Here is a 16512-nt window from a genome sequence, read left to right on the forward strand (position 1 = left end):
ATTTAACCCCTCCTCTTATTACTTTTGTTCTTCCATAGGAAGTCTTCTAGTTAATGGATAATCCACTGTTCTAAATACATGATCTGTATGATGATATACAGGTAATCCTACTTTAGGTGCACAGCACATTACAGTATTAGAACAATCACTACAATTTGATATTAAAATTCTCTTAGCACCTTGTTTCTTCAAATACATAATACCAGCAGCTTGCCCTGGGCAATCTCCTGGAGTTTTGCACTTATTAGATCCTTTAATTTCTTCTACATTTTTACATTTAGTAACTGCTACAACTTCTGATTTCATTTTAGAGGCTACATCTCTAAGTCTTTCCTCATTTGCTCCACAAGCACAAACAAGAAGTCCTATTGGCCCTTTGTACTCTGGTAAAGGAATTGTTACTATAGCACCACCTGAAATTTTTGTAATAGAAGCTTTCTCTAAATCTTCAGCTTTTCCTGTATAAGGCCCTCCTATAATAATTTCACCATATTCTCCATCTATGCCACCACATTTTTCTATAAGGCTCTTTATTGAAGTTCCTACAGGTACTTGTGAAAATACATTAGGTTCCTTTCCTGATTTAAGCTTACCTATAACAGTTATATCCTTATCAATAACTGGTTTTCTGTCTTCTACAGCTCTTGTTATATTCGCTAAAGTTTCTGCATTTAAAACCACACATTTAGCTTCTAATGGAAGTTGTGTAGGCTCAAGCCATGTTCCAAATATTTCATGAATTACAGCTCTTTCTTCACCCATTGGATACATATCTTTTAGCTTCTTTATTTCTATATCATTAGATCCATTTAAACATTTTTCTAAAGATTGTATTGCTTCTGGATGTTTTGCTTTTATAGCTATATAAGCTTTCTTAGCTCCTGTTGCTTTCATAGCATATCTCATACCATTTACAACTAATTCAGGTTTTTCTTCTATCATTTTTATATTGTGATGAAGTACAGGTTCACACTCAACACAATTCGCAATTATGTATCCATCTGGAATTTCTGCTTTTAATTTAACATTGGTTGGAAATCCTGCTCCACCTGAACCAACTATACCTGCTTCATATACAGTATCAATTATGCTTTCGCACTCTTTAATTTTTACATAGTGCTCTGTTTGTATCTCATCTGCTAATATAACTATATTGTTATCAGTAATTTTAGATACTTCTCCTGACACACTAGTATGGATTCTTGCTCCAAGGCCTTTTGGTTCTGCTATACATTCTCCTCTTTTTACCTTTTGACCTTCTTTAACAGCAGGAACATCTGGCGCCCCTACATGCATTTTTAGAGGAAAACTATATAATTCTTTCATATCATCCCTCCTAATTTTCATAGTCATGAATATATTGCAGCATTTATTGTGCCAAATATTTGATTATTTAATATATTTTTTACCATTTACCTATAATTGTTGCAAATACTACTTTGTGGACGTATAACCTTTTTTTATAGCAATTATAACTTTTATTGATGAGTTCATTTTTTTGACACATAATATTTTGAAAATTTTGACAAACACTTATATGGTTAGGGTTACACGCAAAAAACATCTATGTCAATAATTAGACATAGATGTCAGTAATCTGAACTTATATATTGTACTTTCCTAATTTGTAATATAATGTACTTCTCTTTATATTTAATACTTTGGCTGCATGCTGCTTATTTCCTTTTACCATTTTCATAACTTCTTTTATAGTTCTTTTTTCAACATTCTCTACTATTCTTTCTAAATCAAATTCATTTTCTCCTAAATCTTCCTCTGGAGATACACTCTCCAAAATGTATTCAGGAATAGAATCTGTATTTATTTTACCATTATTAGATAGAACGACCATCCTTTGAACTACATTTTTTAGTTCCCTTATATTACCATCCCACTTATAATTAGTCAATATCTTATATACTTTATCTTCAATATCAGTTATTTTTATGCCTTCCTGGTGAGAAACCTGTTCAAAAAATAGATTTGCTAAATCTTTTACATCTTCCTTTCTATCTTTAAGCGGTGGCAGCTGTATCTGAACTACTGCTAACCTATAAAACAAATCTTCCCTAAATTTATCTTCAAGTATTAATTTCTTTAAATCTTTATTGGTAGCTGCAATAATCCTAGCATCAGTATTTATAGCCTTCTCGCTGCCAAGCCTATGTATTACTCCATCTTGAAGTACCCTTAACATCTTAACCTGCATCTCTAATGGCATATCCCCTATTTCATCTAAAAATAATGTACCTCCATTGGCAAATTCAAACTTACCTATCTTTCCCTTTTTTATAGCTCCTGTAAATGCACCTTCTACATATCCAAACAATTCACTTTCTAGTAAATTTCCTGGTATAGCACTACAATTTATAGCTACAAAATTTCCAGTTCTTCCACTAGCTTCATGTATAGCTTTAGCAAAGACCTCTTTACCTGTTCCACTTTTTCCTGTTACAAGGACACTAGTAGATGTATGTGCTACTTTTTGTGCTATAGCTATAGCATCTATTATTTTTTTATTTTTTCCCACTATGGATGAAAAGTTATATTTTGAAGATATCTCATTTTTATATGCTTTTTCTAAAAATTCAACTTTCTTTTTCTCATATTCCAACTGTTTTGTTAAATTCATAGCATCAGTAATATCCCTATCTGTTGATACAGATGCAATTATACGTCCTTTTGAATTATAAATTGGTACAGCACTTAATATTACCAACTTTCCTTCTACAGGTTCATGGAATACATTATCTATTCTCTTTCCAGTATTTAATACTTTTAAATTTAAAGCCTTAGGAAAAAATTCTCCTAAGTACCTATTCATTATTTTTTCTGCAGATACATTATATAACTTTTCCGAACTCCTATTCCAATACTTTACTATTCCCTTCTCATCACATATACACACACCTTCATGTAAATTGTCAAATACATTATTTAGAAGATTGAACATTTCATCCATCTTTAAATAAAAAGTATCCCTTATATTATTACTAGTAACTATACCTATAACTTTTCCATCTTCTAATACAGGCAACCTTCCTATACGATTATCAATCATTATGTCTCTCGCCAATCTTGCTGAGTCATTAGATCCTATAGTATGTAAATTAGTGTTACCAAACTCTATAATAGGCGCATCAAAGGACACACCTCTCTTTTTTATTTTTGCAACATCATTCATGGTAAATATTGCTTTTAATTCTCCATTTTTGTCCTCAATTAAAACTTCATCTCTATATGACTCTATCATTCTATTGAGAGCATTTCTTATAGTCTCGTCTTCTCTTACTTTTATAAAATCCTTTAACATTATGTCTCTTACTTTATATATAATTTCAGATATACTCATTAATTTCACCTACCATTTATACTCTACTTTAATTATAGGAATATATTCTACTCATTACAATGAAAACTTTTATTGTAATTTTTTATATAAAAATAACACTTACCTTAATTGTAAATTTAGTAAGTGTTATTTTTAAAATTTGTTATACTACTCTAAGAGTTTCTTTAGATTTTTTTTCTCTATTATAATTTTCTACACCTATTTTCTTCAACCTACTCCATAGCTTTTCCATAGTTTTTTCTGGATTATAGTAAAACTCACTTCCCCTTATTCTCAGAAAGTACCAACCTATTCTTTCTAAGTTTAATCGTGCTTCCATATTCTTTTTTACATCATCTCCATTATCTATTATTCCCTCATCACAAATAATAGCAGCCCTATTCCTGTTACCTTCTATTATAAAATCTACTTTATAACCTCCCACTTTGATTTGGGGAATTATGTCATAACCTTTATCTTTTATCATGTTATATACATCCTTTTGAAATTTAGATTGAAAAACATATTCGAAATTTATATATTTCTTATTATATTTTTCATAATTCAAACAATAATTAATAAGAGAATATCTTACACATGACTTATTTAAATCTTTTAATTCTACAGAATAAAATAGCCACATTTGATTTCTTGCTCTACTTGCTGCCACATTGAACCTTCTTATATCTGATTCCCTAGTCAATGGTGCAAACTTAACATTATTTGCAATAACCATTGACAGGAACATTACATCTCTTTCGTCTCCTTGAAAAGAATAAGCATCCCCACATATAATTTTTCTTCTTATCATCTCCTCTTCTCCTATTTTTTCCCTTATCATATTTTCAATTGCCTCACTTTGAACATCACCTAATAAAGATATAACCCCCATAGTCGCATCTTTATATTTTTTATCTTTACAGCAGTCAACTAATTTACTTACTAAAAGCTCTGCTTCTGGAATATTTACAGCTTTATTCTGTTCTCTATATCCATCTTCCGCTTTTACAGCTACAACAGGTGGATATAATATTTCTGAAAACTTAGGATATCTCAATGGTTTTATCTCATTTGAGTAACAAAGCATATTACTAAATCCAATAATTTCTGGTACACACCTAAAATGTTCTTTAAGAATTAATCTATTTGGGAAAACTCTAAGTGCAGTATCATAAAGGCTAGTCTGTAAATCAAACCATTCATTTTGAGGAATATCCTTCAAATATTTGTTTATCAAACCTTGTATAACACCCTGATCAACTCCTACAACTTCTGGGCTTATCTGTTTATCGTCACCAACTATAACCGCCTTCTTAGCTCTCATTAAAGCACATATAGAAAATATATCACTTTGGCTGCTTTCATCATAAATAATAACATCAAATAACTTTCTTGATAACTTTATATTTTCAATCACTCTATTCAATGGCATAATCCAAACAGGTATAGTATCCTTACATTTCTCCATTTCGTCTTGAGCTATTTTTCTATACTCTGATACCATTTTTCCTGTACCTTTTCCTATTCTTTTAATAGCCTGCATCCAAGCAAAAAGGCTTCTTTTTTCAGATTCAGTAGTTTTAAGTATTTGATTATGCCAAGTTTTTTTAGCTACTATATCTTTTATAATTATTTTTTCTTTCTTTTTATTCTGCTCTATTGATTCTTCTATGAATTCTAAATTTAGCTTATAGATATCCTTAAGTAAACTATTCCACTGGCACCATTTCCACGCACTACAAAAGTCTTCAAAGTTTCTTGTGCTATTTCTCCAACTCTCAATTAATTTTTTTCCTGTAGTCGGACATACTTTTGATATTTTATTTATAAGTTCATCTAACTTAATTAAATCATTCTTTATTACTTTAAAATGTTCTATCTTCTTCAACTGCTCTTTTGCTTTTTCTACATCAAGAAACTCTATTGCATTATACAATTCATCTAACTTATCTGTAGATAAAATCAATTTTTTCATCACTTCAATATAAGCTTTTAGCTCATTATACTCATTTACTTTTTTGATAGCTTGTACGCATTTTATTAGATATCTATAAGTTTCAGATCTATGCCATTCTATACTTTGCGGTATAGAAATTCTACCTAATAATGATATTATTTTACTTTTATACTTTACATCCCAATCAATTATATTATTTAATTTTTTTACACTTTGTTCTATTTCTATTATGTCTATTTCATCTTCTCTATTACAATTATCTGATAAATTACCATACTTTTTTACCATACTACTCCATAAAGACTTTAATTCCTTAATTATTTTTTCCTGTTGGATGTAAAGCTTTAATGCTGATGCTTGTCCAAAATTTTCTACTTCAAGGAAATCAACTTTGCATCCTTTAAAAATGTAATTATATTCTGAATGAATAATTTTAAAGGTTTTGCTCAATCTTCCTCTTGAATTAAACTTGCTATATACAATATCAAAGTCTCTACTTAATTTATCTATATTTATATTATTGGGAATTTCTATATTGTAATTTTTTAATTTGCTTTTTAACCTATCAAGCATCAAAAAACAATTATTACATCTAAACGCTACATTCATAAACAAATCATGTGCTATTTTACTGCTATAATAAAGCCCTAGTATATTTTTAAAGCTACTATTTTCTATAAATTCCATTTCAGTTTTACATTTATTCAACATACTTAAAAGAGCTTCATAATCACATCTATTATTATCTGGTATACGCCAGTTACTTAATAAATTTTTATTAACTTCAATATCTTCTTTTAATTTTTTAAACCTATACATCTTATCACAAATTTCAATATCCATAGGTATTTTATCTATCAAATTTTTTATACTATCAAAATTGTACTTTTCTTTTTTATCTATAGTTTTTAATAATTTTAATAACCTTAAAAATTCATCTTTATTTAAAGGCATAGATTGTTCATATTTAATGTTATCCTCTATCCATGAATGTTGTTTTCTATTTTCCCTTACCCATTTTGCAACATCTGCAATTTTATAATACTGTCCTCCATATTCTATACTCTTATTTTCAGTATTTTGAATTTCCGCTAATCTATTATACAAGTGTTCTTGTTTTTTTCTGCAATTTTTTAACTCTTCTCTTAATAATTTAATCTCTTTTCCTAATGCTTCAGGATCTACAGACAAGTTATCTGTTATTTTTCTTACAGCTTCATTAAGTTCTTTTAGCGAACCAGAATCATTTCCAATAACGCTCATACACAATGGTCTGATATGTTCTGGTATCATGTCCACCAATACTTTTAAAGCTTTATCTGTTTGACTTGTCACAAGAACACTTTTACCATGTGCAAGAAGATGACATATTAAATTAACTATTGTATGACTTTTACCTGTTCCCGGTGGCCCTTGTACTACAACTCCATAGTTTTCACATAACCTTTTCACAACTTGCTTTTGCTCAAAGTTCGTATCTAGCGGGAAGAGTATGTCCTCTCCAACTTCCTGCCATTCTTTCATATCTTCCTCACTTTGTTCTACTTTCTTATCTCGTACCAAAGCCTTTATTGTTTCTGGTATGACATAACCATTATCTATTTGATTATTTATATTAATAATCTCTTTTTGCCATAATCGCATATTGTTTTTTCTTATTAAAATTACAGGACTATCACAAATAAAAGGATTTTTAGTTGGTTTTATTTTATCCATACCAACTGTACAGTTTATTATTTCACCATTAGATCCTAAATAAGAAACTATATCTTTTAGTATATTCTCAATATTACCTATATTTCTAGGATCTATATTAGCACTATTTATTTCATTTTCTATTTGAACTATACTATGTAAATTTGCTATATCCAATTCTTCAAATATTCCCATTTCTAAGCATGTACTACTTATTGGCGTCAAATGAAATATACCCTTTTTAACATCAAAATTTAGTTTCATTCTGGTTGTAACAACAGGATGAATTATTTTTTCATTACCAACTTTCCAAACAAGAAGACCATGTCCCCATACTATTTCTATTCCCTCTGATCTTTTCTGTATTTCCAAAAATAGCTTAAACAATTGATCATATATACATTTACACTTTTTTGTTACCTCTAACCACCATTCAACTTCTGGAATCTTATTTACACTACAACCATCCATAGACATCAGGTCATTTTCCCAATATGATTTTTCATATTCTGAAACATTTCTTATTATTTTTTCATTTAAATTTTTTACGCTTAGCAAATATGAAAATATTTTTTTGACCTTATTCCTATAATCCATTTTTTCACCCCACAACGTACTTATAAATATATTTACTTTTATGTTAAATTATACCATTTTATTTTTTATTGTCCATTTGTTTCGTTAAACATATTTCGTAATAAAAATAGTTATTTGTTCAACTTTCGCACATACAAAATTTTTATTTAATATAAGCAAATTGTGGGGTTAGCTATCTAAAATTTGAAAAACTTGAAATAAGCAGTCTATTGTAACAATGAATAAATAATATGTTCATATAATTCTGGCACTACATTTAAAGTATAAGGAACATTTAATCTTTCGCTATATTTATGAAAATCCTTTCCTTCACCACCAAATACTATTGCAGGAATATTTAGTTTGCTTAAAGTTTCTAATGGCAAATTATAACTTATACCATATCCAACAATATTCGAAGATAAACCAGATATATTTTTATTATTCTCCATCCCAGTATAACTTAAATCAGAAATTCCCATAAAAAAGTCTTCTTTAATAATTTTTTCGTTAAACTTTTCATACGCATACTCTATTGTTTTATCTATAGCATTTATAAATTTTTTGTCATTAGCCGTTTCACCTCTCAAATATTTATGAGGATAATACGGAGGAATAAAAGAAACTATTATCATAGGTTTCTTATTATCATATTTTTCATAAGTTTCTTTAACTATATTTATAGCTATAGTTTGGTTGTCTTTATTTTCTTTTTTCCAAAGTTCAACTTTTTGTTTCATATAATCTTCAAAATTTTCATTCTTACTTTTGACTTGCAAAAGTAATTCTTCATAAGTCATAACACATGGCTGTACTTTAATATATTCAAATTTTTTACCACTCTTTTTTATAAATCTTTCTCTTTTACATTTAATATCTTCCAAAACATTATTAAATGCCTTAAATGCTAAGTCTTTTAAATTACCCATCAGCTTTTCTTCAGACATACTAAGAGTAAGTAAATTATAATATGCTGCTGCATATAAAGGACTTTGTACAGAATATAACTCTTTTAAATCCATTTGTTTTAGACACATAGGTGGTGGAGTTATGACGTTATTAAATTGATCAGAAAAGTCAGGATTATTTTCTAAAATTCTATTTATTTCTGAAACTAATGCATTGGGATTTAGTCCTTTTAATGGTTCTCCTACATGAGTTTCTTTACCTACACATAAAAACAATGGCATTATTTTTCCTACACTTCCCATATATAATCTTTTAAATTCTTCATCTACATTTTGAGGTATACTGCATTCCGATATTATTGCCCCACAATAATTATATTTCATTTTATCTTGAAGCTTTAAAAGAAAAGGTGCTGCAGCCACCATACCTTCTGAATTACTTTCTTCACCCGGCACTGCTAAGAACAACAAATTCCCCTTGAAATTTTGATCTTCACTAAACTTTCTAATTAATTCTATATCTATTGCAATGCCACATTTCATATCTGCTGTTCCTCTTCCAAAAATCCACTTACCTGATTTAAGGTCTTTTAAAGCATCTTCATCTAAATTCAACTCACTAATCCGTTTTGTACATTCTTCCATATCAAAAGCAACAGATTTTAAATGTCCAAATTCTTCTACTCCCACTACATCAAAATGTCCTGTTAAAATCAAAGTATCATTTGATTTTTCTTTTCCATTTACTACTGCCCATACAAATTTTCTTTCTAAGTTATCCCCTTCTACTGCTTCCATACCAAAGTTATTTTTATTTTTCTTAAAATAAGTCATACCTGACAGCATATTATATATCTTTTCAGATGCAATACTTTCATCTTTTGTACCTGAGACACTTGGAAGAGAAACTAATTCATCTAATGTTTCATAAATCTTATCACTCAAATTCATTTTTCTTTTCCTCTTTTCTTATTTATTACTTTTAAATATATGACACATCATAACTTTAAACTTTATATACATTATAATTAATTAACAATTTTTAAATCAAGAATTTTATTTAACTTTCTTTCATAAAATGTAACTTTACATAAAAAAATAAAGGAGCATTTTTACATACTCCTTTACTATTGCAACAAGTTTCAAATACTATTTAATTTTATTCTGACTAAGTAAATCTCCATATTGAATAGAATTTTGACTATTTACTTCTGGAAATTTTATCTCTACATTTTTATTTATATTAAAAGTATTTGTATTAAAATCAATGCCTAATTTATATACGCCTGTAATTTTTACTGTATCGCTATTTTTTGTATTACTTAAGCTTTGGACTGCTGATATAAATTTTGGTGCATCAAATACTAAATCTATATTACCTCTTTCTCCAACAACATATCCATTACTATCTACTGCAAAGTCAATTACAATTCCTTTGTCTCCAACAAGAGTTACTCCATCAAAAGCATCTAATACTTTATTCATGCTAGTTGTAAACTGTGGTAATCCTTTTTCAAAATCCGAAAATGCTTTATCTATTTCTGCTTGAGTAACTGATGCTTTTTGTTTGTCTGAAGAAACTTTTAAAACTGTAGTTAAATAATTCTTTAAGAAATCTCTAGCATCTTTATTGTTTACTACACTGTTTGAAGTGTATTTTATTAAATCTTTGAAGTTTTTATCATTTAATTTAACTTCATAAACATGAACATTTCTTGCTCCATCTGTAAGATCCCAATATTGAGTTCCTTCATCTGTAATAAGTTTAAATTTTGGATCAAAGCTTGTCATATTTTTTGCTACCATTTGTGAAAACTGTTTTTGCATATCCTGACTAACTTTTGTAATATCAGCATTCATTGCTCCATTTTCAGTCATATTCGAACTATCTAGCACAATATATTGTTTTCCATTCATTTTTGATGACTGTATATCTGGAACTTTTAAAATTTCTTTAAAATTAACTTTATCATTCGATGTATTTGCATCTACCCAAATTCCCATATTCATTGGCATATTTCCTACTTGCAATAGCATATCTGCTTGCATTTTTGCATTTTTACCATCATTACTTTGGTTCATCTTCCCATTTAAAGTCAATTTTGAACCATTTATCATAGGAATAACTTTTCCCATTTCCTGTTGTTCTTCAGCTGAAAGATTTTCTCCACTGAATCGTAAGCCAATTTGTGTTTTAAATTCTGAACTAGTAACTTTTTGTGTTTTTGAATAAGCATCAGAAAGTGACTTACCTTCATAGCTACAACCTGTAAAAATAGAAGAAACCATTGTCATAGAAATTGCCAATACAACCAATTTTTTTAAATTTTTCATTATTGAGCCCCCCCATCTAAATTATGTATTAATTATATCATTGTACACAATACTGGTCAATAAGTTTTTTTATACCTTTTAATAATGTTTTTTGAAATTAATATCTTTATATTATAATTTACTTTCACTTCTCTACTATTTCCTCTATTTTCTTAAATTTTCCTATACCATATTTTATTTGTTCTATTTCTCATATATTCTTATATTCTTAAATTACCAAATAAAAAAAGCTTACCTGAAAATAACACTACTTTTTATATAAAGTGTTTATTTTCAGGTAAGTTACTTATTAATTTTCTAAATTCACCTTTTTGCGTCTTACTACTAATCTATATATTACAAATCCAACTATGCAAACTACTACAGCTATATCAGCTATATGAAACCAAGAACGAATCATGATCCAATTTTCACCCATTTTATATCCAATATAACCTAGCAAAACACTCCATATTAACGATCCCAAAAAAGTATATATGGTAAATTTTTTAAATTCCATTTTGCTTATGCCTGCTGGAAGCGATATGAATGTCCTTATTATAGGTAAAAGCCTTGAGAAAAAAACTATTTTTTCTCCATACTTATTAAAATATTCATCACTTTTTTCTATTTTACTTTTAGAAATTTTTAGTTTATCCGCATACTTTTCCACTAAGGGCCTTCCTCCAAGCTTACCCAAATAGTAAGCTCCTATTGAACCCACAGTTCCACCAATAGTTCCAATTAGTATCATAGCTATCAAATTTAATCTTCCTGTAAAACTTAAATAACCTCCAAAAGGTAATATTGCCTCACTAGGAATAGGTATACATGCACTTTCTAATGCCATTCCAAAAAAAATCCCTACATATCCGAGTTTATCCAGCACAAAAATAACTGCATTTATTAAACTTTCTATCATAAAATTTTCCTTTCTTCAATTAACACATCATATACTTAATAAGTTTTTACACCTCTCCTCAATTATAAGGCATTTAACAAAACTTTTTGTTAACTTTATATTAAAAAAATGTGCACAATTTGTGTATACCTTGTCACTTTTTATCTTTTACAAGAATCTCTCTCTATTAACTCATGATCAAGAACATAATTCTCTTTATCTACTTCTTTTTTATTTATGATTTTTATAAGCATTCTCATTCCTACAGATCCCATATCATACATAGGTAATCCTATAGTTGTAAGCTTTGGATAAAATACAGAAGCAGAATAAATATTATCAAATCCTATTACGTCTACCTGCTCAGGAACCTTTATGTTACTGTCTCTCAATGCATTTATAGCACCCATAGCAATTTCGTCACTGGAGCAAAATACTGAATCAATACTTTCTTTCTCCAAAATAGCATTTATTCCATTATAGCCATCTGATACTTTTAATCCTCCAAAATGTACAATTTTTTCATCTAATTTTATTTTGTTTTGTTTTAATGCAGTTTTATACCCTGTATACCTCAATGCACTGGCATTCGCTGCATCCTCATGTGTCCCAATGTAAGCTATTTTTTTATTGCCCTTCTTAATTAAATAATTTACAGCATCAAAAGCCGCTTGTTCATTGTCTATAGTTACACTTGGTATATTTCCGTCTTTACTAGTAGTTTCTACTAAAACCATAGGAATCTGTAATTGTTTTATAAGATTTACTATGCTGTCTTCTAAAGAATTGCTCATGTAGAGAACTCCATCTACCATTTTTTCTTTTAATACTTTTAGATATTCCATTTCCTTTTCAGTATCTAAGTCTGTATTACATAACATTATATTGTAATTATATATATTAGCTACATCTTCAGCTCCTCTTACTATTTCCGGATAAAACTGACTTGATATATCCGGTATTATTATTCCTATTGTACTTGTTTTCTGTGTTTTTAAACTTCTTGCTACTATATTAGGTCTATATCCTAACTTATTTATTGCTTCTAAAACTTTCTTTTTTGTTTCTTCATTTACAACGTCTACATCATTTAATACCCTAGAAACTGTAGCTATAGAAACTCCTGCTTCCTTTGCTACATCTTTTATTGATGCTGCCATTTTATCAACTCCCGTTATATTTTCTTTTAATAATTATACTTATAAAACCCTTTTATTACAAGTTCCTTTGCAATATTTCTTTAATTTACACTGTTAAAAGTAAAAATGTGTATAAGACTTTTGGGTTATCTTATACACATTTAAATTCAAAACATGTAGATACTTATTTTACAACTTCTACAAACATATCAAAATCTTCACCATTGATTTTACATCTGTTGTACTCTTTATTTGCATTATATACAACTTCAACTGATAATGTTTCTTTCTTTATTTCTTCTTCAAATTTCTTAACTATTGCTTCAAGCATTGAATTTGATGAAACATAAAGTTTTATTTTATCAGCTACTTCAAATCCACTTTCTTTTCTCATATTCTGTACTTTACTCAAAATTTCTCTAAGATTTCCAGCTTCTCTTAATTCTTCAGTAATATTTGTATCTAATACTACTCCTATGGTACCTTCCCCTGCAAATGCAAAACCTTCAAGTCCCTGCATTGTAACAAGTAAGTTTTCTTCATTTAATTCTATCTCATTGTCATCAATATAGATTATTACAGTTTTTCCTTCTCTCATTTTCTGTGCAAGTTCCATTTGGTTAATTGCTGAAATTTCTTTTCTTATTTGAGGTATTAATTTTCCATATTTCTTTCCTATTACAGGTAAGTTTGGTTTTATGTCAAAATTAACATATTTAGATAAATCAGCACCAAATATTACTTCATTTACATTTAGCTCATCCTTTATAATATCTCCATAATATTCTGGAAGAGATTTTGAGCTTATAAGCATTTCTGAAAGAGGCTGTCTGTTCTTAATATTAGCTGAGTTTCTAGCACTTCTTCCTAATCTAACTACCTTATACGCTTCTTCCATATCTTCTTCTAACTTTTTATCTACAAAGTTTTCATTATACTCAGGCCACTTGCATAAATGTAAACTCTCTACTGCATTTTTATCAATATTAACTACAAGATTTTGATATATTTCTTCTGTCATAAATGGTACAAATGGAGCTGCTATCTTTATCAATGTAGTGATAACTTTATATAAAGTTACATATGCTCCTATTTTATCATCAACTAAGCTTTCACTCCAAAATCTTGCTCTATTTCTTCTAACATACCAATTAGAAAGTTCATCTACAAAGTCTCCAATATTAGTAGCTGCTTGAGTAATTCTATAGTTATCAAGGTGATCTTCTGTTTCCTTAATCAAGGAATTTAATCTTGATATAACCCATTTATCCATTACATTATCGCTTACAAAGTCTTTATAATCTAAAGGATTAAACTTATCTATATCTGCATATAACACATAGAATGAATATACATTCCATAATGTTCCTAAGAACTTTCTTTGACTTTCTTGTACAGCTTCTTCGTAGAATCTTGATGGAAGCCATGGTGCACTTGCAGTATAGAAATACCATCTAGTTGCATCAGCACCCTCATTTTCAATCACTGTAGTAGGACTCAATACATTTCCCTTATGCTTTGACATTTTCAGACCATGCTTATCAAGTACATGACCTAATACCACACAATTTTCAAATGGGCTCTTATCAAATATTACTGTAGATATAGCCATTAATGTATAAAACCATCCTCTAGTTTGATCTACAGCTTCTGAAATAAATTGTGCTGGGAAATTTTGCTCAAATAGTTCCTTATTTTCAAATGGATAGTGATGCTGAGCAAAAGGCATTGATCCTGAATCAAACCAACAATCAATTACTTCTGTGACTCTTGTCATTTCTTTTCCACAGTGTGGACATTTCAATTTTACATTATCTATATATGGTTTATGAAGTTCTATATTTTCTGGTACATTTATTCCTTTTTTCTTAAGTTCTTCTATACTTCCTATACATTCTTTATGACCACAGTCACATTCCCATATTGGAAGTGGAGTACCCCAATATCTTTCTCTACTTAAACCCCAATCTATAACATTTTCAACAAAGTTTCCAAATCTTCCTGTTCTAATATTATCTGGATACCAATTTGTATTATTTGTATTCTTAACTAATTTATCTCTTAAAGATGACATTTTTATAAACCAAGTTTGTCTTGGATAATATAATAATGGCGTATCACATCTCCAGCAGAATGGGTATGAGTGAGTAAATTTCTCTGCTTTGTATAATATATTTTTTTCTTTTAAGTATTCTATAATTTTAGGATCTGCATCTTTTACAAACATACCCTTCCATAGTGTAACTTCATCTACAAATTTTCCTTGTGTATCTACAAGATTAATAAGTGGTATGTTATTTTGTTTACATACTATGTTATCATCTTCACCAAATGCAGGCGCAATATGAACTATTCCTGTACCATCTGTTAATGTTACATAATCTCCATGAATTACATAATGAGCTTTTCCTTCAAAAGTTCCAAAATTAAACATAGGTTCATATTCTACACCTAATAATTCTTCACCATTAAACTTTCTTAAAACTTCATACTCACCTTCAAGTTTTCCCAAAAGTGATTCAGCTAAAATTAAGTGTTCATCATTATTTAAAACTTCTACATATTCATATTTTTTATTTATTGCTAATGCCATATTACTTGGAAGTGTCCAAGGTGTAGTTGTCCAAGCTAAAATATATTTATCTTCATTTTTAACTTTAAACTTAACAAAAACTGATGTTTCTTTTACATCCTTATATCCTTGCGAAACTTCATGTGAAGAAAGGGCTGTTCCGCATCTTGGGCAATATGGTACTATTTTATGGCCTTTATATAAAAGATCTTTATCCCATATGCTCTTTAATGCCCACCAAACTGATTCTATATAATTATTATCATAAGTTATATAAGGTTTTTCCATGTCAACCCAATAACCCACACTTTTAGTCATTTCTTCCCATTGGCTCACATATGTAAAAACACTGCCTTTACATTTTTTTATGAAGTCTTCTACTCCATATTCTTCAATCTGAGGTTTTCCTGAAATACCAAGAGTTTTTTCAACTTCAAGTTCAACTGGAAGTCCATGAGTATCCCAACCAGCTTTTCTTAATACTTTGTAACCTTTCATAACCTTATACCTAGGAATTAAATCCTTCATTACTCTTGTTAATACATGCCCTACATGAGGCTTTCCATTAGCTGTTGGTGGTCCATCATAAAAAGTAAAATATTCTCCGTCCTCATTTAAATCAAAGTTTTTCTTAATTATATTCCTAGCATCCCAGAATTTCATTATATCTTTTTCCATATCCACAAAACTTCTAGAATTATCAATTTTTTTGTACATATTTTTAGCCCCTTTCTACCTTATTATGTAATTTTTTACTATTATATTTTTTTTATACTTATTTATAAACATTTACAATATAAAAAAAACTTCATCCAAAATAGGACGAAGTTTATATTCGTTATACCACCTATGGGTAAAAATTTTAAGCACAATCATACTCTATCCTTTAACGCAGGATAACGAAAAAACTTACTAAAGCACTAAAACTTATTCTGCTTTTCAACTCCCAGGGGATTTTCTTTAAACTTTTTCTGTGAATTTCCACCATTTTTCACTCTCTGTAAGTAACTTGGTTTAAATACTTTTCCTGTTCAACATCTTTAATGTAATACATTTTAAATTTTTATTACAATTTCTTTTTATTATATTATAAGGCTTTTTAGTTGTCAATTATTTAATA

Annotated in this window: 8 protein-coding genes and 1 other annotated feature; all 8 genes read right to left on the reverse strand. The window is 28.8% G+C overall.

The features are described from left to right. Nucleotides 1-18: 18 nt before the first annotated feature. The 8 genes from prdC to ileS all read right to left on the reverse strand — a co-directional run bounded on the left by prdC (nucleotide 19) and on the right by ileS (nucleotide 16109). Nucleotides 19-1347 (reverse strand): proline reductase-associated electron transfer protein PrdC, encoded by a 1329-nt coding sequence (gene prdC, locus EG57_RS0218540; protein ID WP_084572268.1) that lies wholly within the window; start codon nucleotides 1345-1347, stop codon nucleotides 19-21. 256 nt (nucleotides 1348-1603) lie between these two features. Continuing rightward, nucleotides 1604-3352, reverse strand: a complete 1749-nt coding sequence (gene prdR, locus EG57_RS0218545) for a sigma-54 dependent transcriptional regulator PrdR (RefSeq protein WP_032078633.1) — start codon at nucleotides 3350-3352, stop codon at nucleotides 1604-1606. A gap of 142 nt (nucleotides 3353-3494) precedes the next feature. Further along, the gene (locus tag EG57_RS0218550) at nucleotides 3495-7580 is read right to left on the reverse strand and encodes an AAA domain-containing protein (protein ID WP_032078634.1); all 4086 of its coding nucleotides are present in this window, start codon (nucleotides 7578-7580) and stop codon (nucleotides 3495-3497) included. 206 nt (nucleotides 7581-7786) lie between these two features. Beyond that, on the reverse strand, nucleotides 7787-9418 hold the full coding sequence (locus EG57_RS0218555) for a M20/M25/M40 family metallo-hydrolase (RefSeq protein ID WP_032078635.1): 1632 nt from the start codon (nucleotides 9416-9418) through the stop codon (nucleotides 7787-7789). Between the two features lie 198 nt (nucleotides 9419-9616). Further along, the gene (locus tag EG57_RS0218560; protein WP_032078636.1) at nucleotides 9617-10801 is read right to left on the reverse strand and encodes a hypothetical protein; all 1185 of its coding nucleotides are present in this window, start codon (nucleotides 10799-10801) and stop codon (nucleotides 9617-9619) included. A 289-nt stretch (nucleotides 10802-11090) separates the two neighbouring features. After that, on the reverse strand, nucleotides 11091-11702 hold the full coding sequence (locus EG57_RS0218565; RefSeq protein WP_032078637.1) for a DedA family protein: 612 nt from the start codon (nucleotides 11700-11702) through the stop codon (nucleotides 11091-11093). Nucleotides 11703-11842: 140 nt separating this feature from the next. Beyond that, the gene (locus EG57_RS0218570) at nucleotides 11843-12841 is read right to left on the reverse strand and encodes a LacI family DNA-binding transcriptional regulator (RefSeq protein WP_032078638.1); all 999 of its coding nucleotides are present in this window, start codon (nucleotides 12839-12841) and stop codon (nucleotides 11843-11845) included. Nucleotides 12842-13004: 163 nt separating this feature from the next. Beyond that, nucleotides 13005-16109, reverse strand: coding sequence for an isoleucine--tRNA ligase (ileS, locus tag EG57_RS0218575; protein WP_032078639.1), 3105 nt, complete (start codon nucleotides 16107-16109; stop codon nucleotides 13005-13007). Nucleotides 16110-16207: 98 nt separating this feature from the next. Next, nucleotides 16208-16436 (reverse strand) — a binding site (T-box leader). Nucleotides 16437-16512 lie beyond the last annotated feature (76 nt).

It is taken from the genome of Clostridium drakei (assembly GCF_000633595.2).
Classification (GTDB): Bacteria; Bacillota; Clostridia; order Clostridiales; family Clostridiaceae; genus Clostridium_AM; species Clostridium_AM drakei.

Excerpts from the sequence above, each read along its gene's own strand:
- prdR (WP_032078633.1), bottom strand. The coding sequence starts at position 3,352 with ATGAGTATATCTGAAATTATATATAAAGTAAGAGACATAATGTTAAAG.
- ileS (WP_032078639.1), bottom strand. The coding sequence starts at position 16,109 with ATGTACAAAAAAATTGATAATTCTAGAAGTTTTGTGGATATGGAAAAA.
- EG57_RS0218565 (WP_032078637.1), bottom strand. The coding sequence starts at position 11,702 with ATGATAGAAAGTTTAATAAATGCAGTTATTTTTGTGCTGGATAAACTC.
- EG57_RS0218550 (WP_032078634.1), bottom strand. The coding sequence starts at position 7,580 with ATGGATTATAGGAATAAGGTCAAAAAAATATTTTCATATTTGCTAAGC.
- EG57_RS0218560 (WP_032078636.1), bottom strand. The coding sequence starts at position 10,801 with ATGAAAAATTTAAAAAAATTGGTTGTATTGGCAATTTCTATGACAATG.
- EG57_RS0218570 (WP_032078638.1), bottom strand. The coding sequence starts at position 12,841 with ATGGCAGCATCAATAAAAGATGTAGCAAAGGAAGCAGGAGTTTCTATA.
- EG57_RS0218555 (WP_032078635.1), bottom strand. The coding sequence starts at position 9,418 with ATGAATTTGAGTGATAAGATTTATGAAACATTAGATGAATTAGTTTCT.
- prdC (WP_084572268.1), bottom strand. The coding sequence starts at position 1,347 with ATGAAAATTAGGAGGGATGATATGAAAGAATTATATAGTTTTCCTCTA.